The sequence below is a fragment of the Cytobacillus oceanisediminis genome (genome assembly GCF_007830235.1).
GTDB lineage: Bacteria > Bacillota > Bacilli > Bacillales > Cytobacillaceae > Cytobacillus > Cytobacillus oceanisediminis.
This window is the reverse complement of record NZ_VLKI01000023.1, coordinates 62,404-75,237: the sequence shown is the minus strand read 5'-3', so window position 1 is coordinate 75,237 and position 12,834 is coordinate 62,404. Positions and strand designations below refer to the sequence as shown.

13 protein-coding genes are annotated in these 12,834 nt (G+C 37.9%); 6 read left to right on the top strand and 7 right to left on the bottom strand.

The annotated features are described in order from the left end of the window. Positions 1–181 precede the first annotated feature (181 nt). The 5 genes from IQ19_RS24095 to IQ19_RS28225 all read left to right on the top strand — a co-directional run bounded on the left by IQ19_RS24095 (position 182) and on the right by IQ19_RS28225 (position 3,553). Positions 182–775: a CYTH domain-containing protein gene (locus tag IQ19_RS24095; RefSeq protein ID WP_144545888.1), complete on the top strand. Its 594-nt coding sequence runs from the start codon at positions 182–184 to the stop codon at positions 773–775. A 31-nt stretch (positions 776–806) separates the two neighbouring features. Further along, positions 807–1,451 carry a lytic transglycosylase domain-containing protein gene (locus IQ19_RS24090; RefSeq protein ID WP_144545886.1) on the top strand — a complete coding sequence of 215 codons (645 nt, stop codon included), beginning with the start codon at positions 807–809 and terminating at the stop codon, positions 1,449–1,451. A gap of 280 nt (positions 1,452–1,731) precedes the next feature. Next, a complete protein-coding gene (locus tag IQ19_RS24085; protein ID WP_144545884.1) occupies positions 1,732–2,136 on the top strand; it encodes a globin domain-containing protein in 405 nt (134 codons plus the stop codon). Then, positions 2,133–3,008, top strand: coding sequence for a ClpXP adapter SpxH family protein (locus IQ19_RS24080; protein WP_144545882.1), 876 nt, complete (start codon positions 2,133–2,135; stop codon positions 3,006–3,008). The genes IQ19_RS24085 and IQ19_RS24080 overlap by 4 nt, the downstream gene beginning before the upstream one ends. A gap of 371 nt (positions 3,009–3,379) precedes the next feature. Then, positions 3,380–3,553, top strand: a complete 174-nt coding sequence (locus IQ19_RS28225) for a hypothetical protein (protein WP_181396143.1) — start codon at positions 3,380–3,382, stop codon at positions 3,551–3,553. A 44-nt stretch (positions 3,554–3,597) separates the two neighbouring features. Here the strand turns inward: IQ19_RS28225 and pepF are convergent, their stop codons facing one another. The 5 genes from pepF to IQ19_RS24055 form a co-directional block, all read right to left on the bottom strand. Continuing rightward, positions 3,598–5,415 (bottom strand): oligoendopeptidase F, encoded by a 1,818-nt coding sequence (pepF, locus tag IQ19_RS24075; RefSeq protein ID WP_144545880.1) that lies wholly within the window; start codon positions 5,413–5,415, stop codon positions 3,598–3,600. A 142-nt stretch (positions 5,416–5,557) separates the two neighbouring features. Then, complete coding sequence (locus tag IQ19_RS24070; RefSeq protein ID WP_144545878.1) at positions 5,558–6,772, bottom strand: competence protein CoiA; 1,215 nt, start codon at positions 6,770–6,772, stop codon at positions 5,558–5,560. A 371-nt stretch (positions 6,773–7,143) separates the two neighbouring features. Further along, positions 7,144–7,806 carry an adaptor protein MecA gene (mecA, locus tag IQ19_RS24065; protein WP_144545876.1) on the bottom strand — a complete coding sequence of 221 codons (663 nt, stop codon included), beginning with the start codon at positions 7,804–7,806 and terminating at the stop codon, positions 7,144–7,146. 376 nt (positions 7,807–8,182) lie between these two features. Then, positions 8,183–8,578 (bottom strand): transcriptional regulator SpxA, encoded by a 396-nt coding sequence (spxA, locus tag IQ19_RS24060; RefSeq protein ID WP_144545874.1) that lies wholly within the window; start codon positions 8,576–8,578, stop codon positions 8,183–8,185. A 500-nt stretch (positions 8,579–9,078) separates the two neighbouring features. Beyond that, a complete protein-coding gene (locus IQ19_RS24055; RefSeq protein WP_144545872.1) occupies positions 9,079–9,654 on the bottom strand; it encodes a GNAT family N-acetyltransferase in 576 nt (191 codons plus the stop codon). 270 nt (positions 9,655–9,924) lie between these two features. Between IQ19_RS24055 and IQ19_RS24050 the strand changes: the two genes are divergently transcribed. Next, a complete protein-coding gene (locus IQ19_RS24050; protein WP_144545870.1) occupies positions 9,925–10,110 on the top strand; it encodes a hypothetical protein in 186 nt (61 codons plus the stop codon). Between the two features lie 152 nt (positions 10,111–10,262). Here IQ19_RS24050 and IQ19_RS24045 read toward each other — a convergent pair whose 3' ends face one another. Continuing rightward, a complete protein-coding gene (locus IQ19_RS24045) occupies positions 10,263–11,429 on the bottom strand; it encodes a putative glycoside hydrolase (RefSeq protein WP_199749546.1) in 1,167 nt (388 codons plus the stop codon). 469 nt (positions 11,430–11,898) lie between these two features. Beyond that, positions 11,899–12,834, bottom strand: coding sequence for an ABC transporter ATP-binding protein (locus tag IQ19_RS24040; RefSeq protein WP_144545866.1), 936 nt, complete (start codon positions 12,832–12,834; stop codon positions 11,899–11,901).

The following is a 12,834-nucleotide window of genomic DNA, read 5'->3' as shown; positions in this document are numbered from 1 at the left end:
ATTGTGGGACCTACTGCCCGTAAAAGCCCGATTGGTTCAACTAGCAATCAGTGGGGAATGAAAGGATTTCCCCACTGATTGAGTTTCACTTTATCACAGGAGTTTAAAAAATCTCAATGATTGAAGTCATGGCTTATGAAGGAGATAATAAAAGAAATAGCTTTTAATTGAGGTGTTAAACTTGTCTAAAAATATTGAAATTGAATTTAAAAACATGATCACTAAAGATGAATTATTAACATTAATGAAGTTTTTGGGGATCGATGAACAAGATTTTACCGAACAGGTAAACCATTACTTTGATACACCTGAATTTTCTTTAAAAACTCATGGCAGCGCGCTAAGAATAAGAAGGAAAAATGAATCATTTGAAATCACGCTAAAACAGCCTCACCCGGAAGGGCTTTTGGAAACCAACGAAAACCTTACAGCGCCTGAGGCCCAGCAGATTATAAAAACAGGAAAAATTCCTTTTGAACAAATAAAAAAGGCGATCGAGGAAATGGGTATAAACCCTGATAATCTTCAATACTTCGGCTCACTCTCAACCACCCGGGCAGAAAAAAAATATTTGAACGGACTAGCTGTTTTAGATCACAGCCGCTATTTAAACAAGGAAGATTTTGAGATAGAGTATGAAGTGGGCAAAAGAGAAGAAGGCGAATCCATTTTTCTTAATCTGCTTAAACAGCTAAACATTCCTGTCAGGAAAACCGAAAATAAAATTAAGCGTTTCTATAATGAAAAATATAGACAGCAAAAGGAATCACAATAAGGAAGTTTCCCTTTTGCCAAGGAGCTTTACTATGAATGTAGATCAAATGAAAATCATGCTTGAATTGCAGGCTCTTCAAGGCTTTAACCATGTAAAGCAAAATCACAACTCAAGCCCTTTGTTTCAACAGCTTTTAACAGGTCTTGTATCGGCTAGTGACCAGTCTTCCCCACTCCAAGTTACTGGGGGCCTTGGCACCATTGCTTCCCTGGAGCCTTACTTTAACCTAACTGATAATAATCGTTTGAATGCTGCTGCCCTGCCTCCGGTCAAGCTTACAAAAATCGCCGGATCGCCAACTGGAGATTTCGATGATTTGATTCTAAAAGCATCAGACATGTTTAATGTGCCTGTTCATTTAATTAAATCTGTTATCAAACAAGAATCGAATTTTAATCCAAATGCCGTTAGCCAAGCAGGCGCTTCAGGCCTGATGCAGCTTATGCCCGAAACCGCCAGGGGCCTTGGCGTAAAAAATATATTTGACCCAGCGGAAAACATATTTGGCGGGGTAAAATATCTTCGCCAAATGATGGACAGGTATGGGGATAATATTGAATTGGCACTTGCCGCCTATAATGCAGGGCCCGGAAATGTAGATAAGTACGGCGGTGTTCCCCCATTTAAGGAGACACTGAACTACATAAAAAAGATAACCGCATCTTTTATAGCTTAAAAATTGTATAGCAAAAGCCGCCTGTTTTTTAGGCGGCTTTTGCTATGTCCTCGTTAGGCTAATGTTTTATCTTTCACCCGGATTGATGCTATGCTGTTAACTCATACTAAAAGAAAGATTAAGTGCCATTGCCAGGTCATTTCCAAAGCTAAAGTTCTGCTGTAAGCTATTTGTTTGAGATATAAATGCCTCATTGATAGAATATAAACAGATAACATCATCCAATATTAAATAGGAAGATTTTCATTTAATGAACTAACTCATAAAAGGAGTTTTAAATATGGCCGAGAAAATGCACACTCCCTTCGACGCTATTGGCGAGGAAAAGCTCCACCAGCTTATAGACGCTTTTTACCTGCGCGTAGGACAACATCCTGATCTCGTTCCTATTTTTCCAGATGACCTGACAGAGACAGCCAGAAAACAAAAACAATTCCTGACCCAATATTTAGGGGGGCCTCCATTATATACTTCAGAACATGGGCATCCAATGCTGCGTGCCAGGCACATTCCTTTCCCAATAACGGAAACCCGGGCCCGGGCTTGGCTTTCCTGCATGGATAGCGCAATGGATGAAATAGGGCTTGAGGGTCCTTTGCGGGAGGATTTTTTTGCAAGGCTTGTTCTTACTGCACAGCATATGATTAATACACCTGAAAACGATGTGAAAGGTGAAGGCTCGTGAACAAGCGGGAATCATATGAAAAAAAGCAGGCCTCTCCGCATTGCCACGGCAGTGAGAAAAAGCCGATTGAAGTATATATGTTCGTCGACCCCCTTTGTCCGGAATGCTGGGCATTGGAGCCGATCATTAAAAAGCTGCTGATTGAGTATGGCCGTTATTTTTCCATAAAGCATGTATTAAGCGGACGGTTGGCAACCTTAAATATGGGAAAAAGGCAAAATTACGAAAACATTGCGGACTTGTGGGAAAAAACAGCAAGCCGCTCCGGGATGTCTTGCGATGGAAGCGTCTGGTTTGAGAATCCGATTTCCTCTCCCCATCTTGCATCTATTGCAATTAAAGCAGCTGAATTGCAGGGCAGAAGAGCGGGGATCAAATTTTTACGCAAGCTTCAGGAGGTTTTGTTTCTTGAGAAACAGAATGTCTCCAACTTTGAGGTACTAAAGGATTGTGCAAAAGATGTCGGTCTTGATGTAGTCGAGTTTGTTTCTGATATCCATTCAGATAGTGCAGCGAAAGCTTTTCAATGTGACTTAAAAATTACCGCTGAAATGGATGTCCAGGAAATCCCAACTCTTGTATTCTTCAATGAGAATATTGAAGAAGAAGGAATCAAAGTTACCGGTTATTACCCTTATGAAATTTATGAACAGATTTTGGAAGAAATGCTTCCTGCAAAGCCAGAGCGATCTGCCCTTCCACCGCTTGAATATTTCTTAAAATATTTTAAGCTTGTTGCAAGCAAGGAAATCTCAGTTGTATATGAGATGTCAGAAAGCGATGTAAACCGGGAAATGAAGAAACTGCAGTTAAAACAAGTAGTTGAACATATTCCGGCTAAGTACGGGAAGTTTTGGAAATATATAGGTTAGCAAAAAGCTGTGCAGAGTGCACAGCTTTTTCTATTTTTAACAGAGCCAAAAGGATATGGCCTTTCAAATGAAAAAAACCATGCAGATCGTGAGCACGGCTTTTTTCGGATTATTTATACGAACAAAGGGGATGGGAGAAATTTTTCACGATCAAACAAAGGGGTATATGTTTGCTTGTGATCAACTTCACACCTGTAATATACCATGATAAAAACAAGCAAACAATAAGTTTGTGTGCTTTTTCACAATATTGTCATAATCAAGTCATGATAGATCGGACAAACGCATAAGATTATACAAAATGTTCTTCTGCAGTGGTTCCCTTACAAAGACGGATCTTTGAAAACAATAAGATAAGGAGGAGACCATAAATGAAAAAACTGCCGATCATCGTCATGCTTGTACTCATTTTGCTCTCCTTTATTTTAAATATTTTTGGTTTAATGAAGCTCATCCCTATTTTTATTACCTCTCCCCTTCTATTTGTCTCCCTGCTGATCCTTTTATTGTATTTGAATGACCGCAGGCGGTTTAAAGGCTTCTAACCAAAACAAAAAGGGACCAGTCAATTTGACTGGTCCCTTTATTATTATGAAAGCAGGCTCTCCATTTCGTTTAGCTTATATTCAAAAACTTTGCATGCATCTTCAATTGGCTTGCTGCTTGTCATATCGACACCCGCTTTTCTCAGGACTTCGATCGGATAATCAGAGCTTCCGGACTTTAGGAACTCAATATATCTATCGACTGCAGGTTGGCCTTCCTCAAGGATTTGTTTGCTTAACGCTGTCGCTGCGCTAAATCCAGTTGCATATTGATATACATAATAATTGTAATAGAAATGTGGGATTCTTGACCATTCAAGCCCAATTTCTTCATCGATGACAATGTCTTCTTCCCCAAAATATTTCTTGTTCAGTTCATAATACTCTTTTGTTAATGAATCTGCAGTCAAAGCTTCATTGTTTTGCGCCTTTTTGTGGATCATATGCTCAAACTCCGCAAACATCGTCTGGCGGAAAACAGTTCCTCTAAAGCCTTCAAGGTAATGGTTCAGCAAATATAAACGTTTCTTATCATCATCAATGGTTTTCAGCAAATAGTCATTTAAAAGTGCTTCATTGCAGGTAGAGGCCACCTCAGCAACAAAGATTGAATAATTTCCATATGGATATGGCTGGTGTTTGCGAGTGTAATAACTGTGTACGGAATGCCCAAATTCATGGGCAAGGGTAAACAAATTATTCACATTATCCTGCCAGTTCATTAGGATATATGGATTGGTTCCATATGTCCCGGAAGAATAGGCACCGCTTCTTTTGCCTTTATTTTCATGGACATCCACCCAGCGGTTTTCAAATCCTTCTTTTAAGATATTTAAATAATCCCCGCCAAGCGGTTTTAATCCTTTAAGAATTAAATCTTTTGCTTCATCATAAGGTATCTCCATTTTTACTTCTTTAACCAATGGTGTATATAAATCATACATATGAAGCTCATCAACGCCTAAAACCTTCTTGCGCAGCTTCACATAGCGGTGCAGGAGATGAAGATTATTGTTGACGGTGTTAACTAAATTTTCATAAACACTTTCAGGAATATTATTGGCTGCTAGTGCCGCATGGCGTGCGGAATCATAGTTTCGAATCTTGGCGTTGAAATTGTCCTTCTTAATATTTCCGCTTAAAGTGCTTGCGAACGTATTGCGGAACTTCCCGTAAGTGCCGTACACAGCTTTAAAGGCATCGTGGCGGACACGCTGATCATCACTTTCAAGAAAGCGGATAAATCGTCCATGGGTTATTTCTACTTCCTCGCCATTTTCATCCTTAATGGACGGAAACTCCAAGTCGGCATTATTCAACATGCCAAATGTATTGCTGGACGCCCCAAGCACTTCGGAAGCCTGAGCCAGCAGCGCCTCCTGCTCAGCAGATAATACATGCGGCCTTTGAAGATTAATTTCCTCAAGAGAATGCTTATATAGCTGAAGTTCTTTCTTTTCTTCTAGAAAACCGCCAATTTTTTGTTCATCAACCGCAAGCAGTTCTGGCACAATATAAGCCAATGTACTGGCAGCTTCCGAGTATAGATTTTTAATCCTGTCATCCATGCCCTGGTAAAAAGAATTTGTTGTATCCTGGTCATAACGCATATGGGCATATGTATATAGCTTCCCGAGGCGAGATAATAAATGATCCTGGAACTGCAGGGCTTCGTATAAGGTCTCCGCGTTTTCACCAAGCTTGCCCTGATACTTGCCTGCTTCAGGAATTAGTTTCTCTACTTCTTTATATTCTTTATCCCAATCATTATCTGTAGAAAAAACGTCTTCAAGACGCCAAGTATCTTCTGCTGCAATCTCGCTTCTTGCAGGAAGTTTTTTTACCGTTGCTTCGTTTGCCATTCTTCATCCTCCATTCAAAGGTCCTATTTTCTAAATCACCATTACTGTATCTTCTCTTTCCAGCGAAAAAATCCTTCTTTTAAGGGTATTTATTGCGCAATCCTCAATTATTTTATGTTAAATAAGGCATTTTCATTAATTCTTATTTAACAAAAATAGATTGCTTTGTACCGTCAACAATAATAGTACCTTTTTCCCGGTAAAAGTCCTCTTCCCGTTGAAGCAGCGAGGTCTGATTTTCAGATGCTGAATAAGGAGCCGTTTTTCTAAATAGACCCTTTCCTGCTTTTTCAAGAATCTTTAGGTTAACAAGCAACTCCACATATTCTTTCACGGCAAGAACAGCCTCTCCACTGTGAACAAGAGGAAGCTTTCTGGTTTTAATATCACTTTTCCATACCCTTTTATGAAAGCATGAAATCATTTTTTCCAAAGAAAACACATCATCCTTCATAAGTACATCCATAAATAAATAACCTTGCCACTGTAAAGGGGATGTTTCGATATAAGGAGCGTGAAATACCGGAAGGCCAATCTCAGGAGGGAGGAGAGAGGGAATAAGTGATCGGGAATATAACTCTTGCAGAAATTTATTGTGGAAAGACCCGCGGGTTTGCGAAAGAAAATTTTTAGTTTGTCTTATCTCCCTTCGCCACTCATAATGGCTTAGGTTGCCTGGAAGATGCGGTGGATCAAATAACATTTTCAAGCTGGCATGACTCAATGGGTTAATATCAAAATTTGAAAAAGAGTTTCTAACTGTAAATGGAACGATCTGATGAGTATTGATGAAAGACTTAGTGATGGGGCAAAAGAAAGGAATCACCCAATTTCCTAAAGCAGTTTTGCGAAGAAATAAATACTGGAAACCAGATAAAGATATTTTATTTTTTCCTATGCGCCTTAAATTTTTGCCTGCCAGTATCCATATAGGAATGATGCCTGACTGAATATACGCCTCTGAACGTTTTTTAAATAAGGCCTCAGATATGACTGAACACTGATATTCAATAGCATAGTCTGCTCCTTCATAATTGACGCCAACGTCAGGCCTTTGGGATATGTTCGAGTAGTAAGGTTCAAGAACCGGATCAAGCCCTTTTTCTTTTAGCCAGGCAAATAAGAGAAGTTTGCCGTTAATATGATAATCCGACTCCCTTTCATAGCTTTCTGGACATTCCGACCCCTTTTTGTGGCTAAAATGAGGAATACGCTTCGAACCAATTTTCAGGACAACCTCTTCGTTGCATTCAGGGCAAAAAAAGGCGTTCAGTTTCCTGAATTCTTTTAAAGTGAGGAGGTTATGCTTTTCAAATAAATTTACTCGTTCCCCTCCCTTTGTGTTAGCAACTAACAAATAATCAGCTCCTTTCCTAACAAGTGCTATTTCTCCATTCTGCTCCCAAATTCCTCTCACCCCTGAAAAAATAATATCACTTTTTAAATAAAGCTCTGTTAACTTTGCTTGTTGATTTCCGCTCCAAGCGCTCGTCGAACCGAGGGCGGTCCGGGAGCCTCCTTAAGCATTAAGCCTGCGGGGTCTCCCTTTAATCCGCACTCCCGCAGGATTTTGAATAAACATCGTTGAAACACACCGCACGAAGGAAATGCGAATGCATTTTCGAGGATCTCGTGCCTTCCGCTCCAATCAACAAAGTGCCAAAAACAACAATGAGCTTTAACAGAACCAAATAAAAAAACCGATTTCAAAAATGAAATCGGCTATAATTATTTAAAATGTTTTCTTAAATGTTCAAAGACATTTTCTTCTATAATCAATTTACCGTATTCCACAATACGGTGAATCGTAGTGCTTGTTTCTTGCCCATACTCCAGAAGAATGCTTAGCATGTTATCTATATCATCTTCTTCAAAAAAATCTTCCGGAAACTCGGCAAATAAATAGTATTTCCCTTCAAAGGAATATAACTTGGTGTTAATGGCATCAAGGTTGGTACGTTTCGATAAGGATATAATATCTTCAAAGTCTTTAAAAGTTAAAAGAAATTCAAGGTCTCCCTCATATCCTTCGTCATCATCATCTGATTTGCGGAAGTGATGATCAAGCATATCCTCTATATGTTCATCAACAGGCAAGTCTTTCACTTTTTCATCAGGAACAGGAAGTTCAAATTTTTGCCCATCCTTGGAAAGCTGAGCCTTTGTAACCAATACCTCCAAGCCTTTATCCAAAGCCTGAACCTGTATCCACAGCGGCCCCTCCACAAGAAATTCTTCCTCCTGATGAACTTCATCCATCATTTCCCAAAAGAGTTCTTCACTCCGTTCACGATTGTACCAAATCTCTTCACGGTCAAAGCCTCTTTCTTCTATATCAAGATAAGAAATATAAAATTTAACTGTATGATCATTAATACGTTCGATTTCCATGCAGCAACTCTCCCTTCTGGCTATGATTGAAGGGACTAAATACCCCCAGCAGTCATGTGTGTTATCCATTTACCCGTAAATCAATTGGTTAATCCCCATTTAAAAGAAGGTAAAGTGTATTTTGTACCTTGTACTTTTATTTTATGACAAAATAAGAATAAAGGGAATTAAAAAGTCATATCTTTAAAAAAACCGTTATATGCCTATTACCATTGGCCTAAATTATTGCCCCTTTAGCAATGTGTATATTCCAATAATGAAATTGCATATGTGGTTTTTTATTTATTCTATTATTATCTCCATTTTCCTTGTTTTTTTCACATTGATAATAAAAAAGACCCTCTTCTGCAAGCAGAAAGAAGGCCTGACTGTAATATTAGTTAACCATGCGCTGTGCTTCACGCAGCTGGTAAGTACGAACCTTTCTTGGTAGGAAACGTCTGATTTCATCTTCGTTATATCCAACCTGCAGACGTTTTTCGTCAATAATGATTGGGCGGCGAAGAAGACCAGGGTTATCTTTAATCAGCTCGAACAAATCTTGTAACGGCATTGTTTCAAGGTTCACATCAAGCTTTTGGAATGTCTTGGAGCGAGTAGAAATAATTTCATCTGTCCCATCTTCTGTCATTCGAAGAATTTCTTTAATCTCCTCAATGGACAGCGGCTCTGAAAAGATATTTCTTTCTTTATAGCTAATTTCATGTTCTTCCAGCCATGATTTCGCTTTTCTGCAAGATGTACAACTTGGTGAAGTGTATAATGTGACCATTTTACAAATTCACACTCCTTAAATTTAGACATTTATAAATCCATTATTTAGATTAATATTTGTTTAATTACATATATTTAGAGCTACCTAAATTAAAATAACTTTAATCAAGTAATTTATATTAATTATTATACACTAAACAAGATCCATTTGGTATAACTTTTTATAAATATGATAAAAGTCTTATACATAAATTAAACAAACCTGTTTGAGAAACAAATCTACTATATAAGACGAACCAGCAAGCGAAAAGTTTCATTTTTTTAATTAATTTTCCTATTTTATTATTAAAGAAGACAACAACTTACTGTTTTAAGGAAAATTATGTAGAAATAGAATAAATATTTTTTCTAATCCCTTAATAAATACCCATGTTTCTGTTGATTAAACCTAAAATTCAATTTTTTTATTCTCAATTAGTTTATGAAAATGAAAACACAGCCATTTCCATAAGTGGCTGTGTTTTTCCATTAAGTGACGATCTGCTTATATTGCGTTACTTATACATCCTCCAAAACATCCTGGCCATTTTTATCTTCTTCAAAAGTTAGAACTTCATCAACCGGCTGATAAGATTGGCCATAAAAGTGCGTGTCCCTATAGGTGTGAATCATTTCATATGTTTTTTTCATTGCTTCATAAATCATTTCTTCACTTTCATTCCCCGGGGACCAATAAAGAATTTCCATCGTATTAATTTCATTAGTTGCAAGTGATCTACGGCTGTAACCAATTGATTGGGCATGCTCAAATCCTTCCCTTTTATAAAAACGCAAACGTTTTTCTGTATCGGTATCTTCATAATCAACTGGCTCAACTTCTAAAATAATAGGTTTCCCCTTCGCTTTAAGCTTTTCAAGCAATTTATGGCCCAGCCCTTGGCCACGGGATTCCGTTGATACAAATAAATAATCAATAAATACAAAATTATCGAGCTCTACATACATAAGGACATGGTGAGGGCCTTCATCCTTATGATAAATGTCTGAACGCTCCTTTAGAAGTGTTTCCATATGATCTTTCGATTTCATTTCCTCAATAGGGAAATACTGATTCAATTTTTCATACCAATGCATGGATCTGCTCCTTTTCTGCTTCCCAAACCTTAGATTTGGTGGCGCAAATATTTATTCCAGCATGATAAGCTCCCAGCTTTCCTTTCCATTATGGTGTACGCGAAAAGAAAGTAAATAAGCTATAATTTGGCCTAAAAAACGATATATCCTGCCAGATTAAGTATTTGTGGAATTACCCCTTTTAATACACGAAAGTTTCGAATAAAATAAGGATAGGGGATGATTCATACTAATCACAGGAAACTGTGAAAAGAAAGATGGAGGTTTATCATGGTTGGTTACATAACAGATTTAACAATTGTTGCTTTGCTTATAATTGGATTTACTGCCTTATTAGGTGTACTAACTAATGGTATTGGAGAAAGGTTTTTTGGCGGTAAAAATAAATCCCAATTCGTGGATCAATCTGTAAGAGTGCAGACTGGATGGAAAAGCGTAGGCGGAAAGAAAAAGTAAATTCCGATATGCCCATATACTATGATACCGCATACAAAATTGGTGTCAAATAAAAAGAGCATTTTGCTTTTAGGTGACCGAACCAGGACTTTATTATATTTAAAGATCAAACTGTATATAGAAAAAGAGGCTGATAACTTCAGCCTCTTTTTCTATGGTGTATAATCAACGTTTTGCGTATACGTATTACCTGCATTCCATAACAAGAATTCATTTATCCCTTGTTCGTTTAAAGCCTTAATCTGGGCTTCGACTTCGGCCTTTCCATAATTCTTGTAGTTTCCTGCACCCAAGTAAGAGGCTGTAAAATCCTGAAGCCATGGCCTGGATATAGGCGGGTTTTCCAGCTCACCCAACTTCTTTTTCTCTAGCTTTGCATATTCTGCAACCAGTTTATAAGGTTCCAGATCAGGTTTAGCTATTCCAAAGTAAGATGTCCAATGGCTTGGATAAATCATGGAGGAAATTACATCTACGTGTTCAGAGATCTTCGAGAAATTTTGCCCAATTCCCGGAGCTTCCGGCAAGGTTGCTGTATAGCCAAAGATGTCAACAGACACCTTGACTCCATATGGTTCCAATTGTTCCTTTGCATAGGCAACAAAATCTGTAACAGCCTTAACGCGTTTCTGAACATTTTCCATTTCCAAATCTTTATATTCTCCCAGACCATATGTCAATGATGTATCCCTGTGTTCAAATCCTTCCGGGAAACGGACATAGTCAAACTGTATTTCCTGGAAACCCATTTTAGCAGCTTCGATAGCTATTCCTACATTATAATCCCAGACCTCTTTTAAGAATGGATTGACAAACGACTCGCCTCTGCCATTTTTCCATACCTTATTTCCTTCTTTAAATGTCAACTCCGGCTTCTTATTGGCAAGCACAGAATCTTTAAAAACAACCACCCTTGCGATCGGGTAAATTTGCTTTTCTTCCATCGTTTTCAGGACCTTCTCCGTATCTTTTATGTAAGGCTTCCCTATGTCACTGTAAGGGGAGTTTTCTTCCGGGATAAAAGTAAGATTGCCCCAATCATCCTTAATATCTATTACCACAGCATTTAATTCCGTTTCATCCATTAAACTGGTAAGCTTATTAAACCTTTCTCCTCCTGCAGAATGTCCTGTTACGTAAACCCCTCTTACAGCATCTGGATATTGAAAGGCATAGCCGGAATCAAATTGAAAACGGCTAATCTGTTCAGGCAGTTCCTTCACTAGCGAAATATGCTCTCTTTGAGGCTGTTTCCCTATATCCAGGTTTTCTAGTTCTTTTGCTTCACTAGTTCCTGCCGAAAATGAAATACCTGCCATAACCAACAAGGATGCAGTTATCTTCTTTGCTTTTTTCAAATGTTATGCCCCCTCTTCCTTGCAGACGTCCTTAACGTTACTTTTATTATAAAGTTATTTCAAAACCTATGCTATGATGATTCTTAAAAACTTGTATCCTCTTTCTTATATGTATCTTTTCCTCTTAAACTTTAAACCTTTTTTATCAAAATAATTAAATACTTTAGATGTTTAATTAAACAATTTGACGGAAAAATATAATTAATCGAAAATTCTAATAGTAATATTGTTCAAAATGTTGTATTATAAACTAAAGCAAAATACATTAACGAATAAAAGTGTTAAAGTCATCTTTTCACTCTTTAAATGTTTCAGATCTTTTTTACATCTTGGATATCCTTTTTATAATGGAAAGGATTAGGCATTAAGTTTATCAATTATAACTTTACCAGGATGTAAAAAAACGATCTCAAAATGAGATCGTTTTTTGTTATTTGGCGTATTGAGCTTTTAATTGCTGGTACTCTTTTTCTGAACAATAAACAAAATGTCCTGGTGTAATTTCACGCATTTCCAGTTGTTCACCTTCAGCATAATTGTGTACAGAAGGGGCATAGGATTTTCTTCTGCGTGTCCGTTCCGTTTCAGGATCCGGCAGCGGAATCGCTGATAATAGCGATTGAGTATATGGGTGCATTGGATTGTTATACAGATCATCTGCTGGTGCTAATTCTACCAGCTTACCAAAGTACATAACCCCAATTCTGTCACTGATATACTTAACCATTGACAAATCATGTGCGATAAACAAGTAAGTTAATCCTTTTTCTCGCTGAAGCTTCTTCATCAAGTTTACTACCTGGGCCTGAATAGAAACGTCCAAGGCTGAAATTGGTTCATCAGCAATGATAAAATCCGGATCAACAGCTAGCGCACGTGCAATACCGATACGCTGTCTTTGTCCGCCAGAGAATTCATGAGGATAACGGTTAGCGTGCTCTTTGTTTAGACCAACCGTTTCTAAAAGCTCATAGACTCTCTCCATGCGTGCTTTCTTATCTTTAGCCAGACCATGAATATCAATGCCCTCAGCAATGATGTCAGCAACAGTCATACGAGGGTTTAAAGATGCGTAAGGATCCTGGAAGATCATCTGCATTTTACGATTAAACTTTTTTAGTTCTTTTGCAGACTTTTTGCCATGTACATCTTCACCTTCAAAGAGAACCTGGCCATCAGTTGCATCATATAATCTGATGATGGTACGTCCAGTTGTTGATTTTCCGCAGCCTGATTCACCTACAAGGCCAAGAGTTTCACCTCTGTAGATATCAAAAGTAATGCCATCAACTGCTTTTACCATATTCGGGCGTCCAACATTAAAGTGTTGTTTCAAGTTTTTAATTTCAAGTAATTTTTCTGCCAT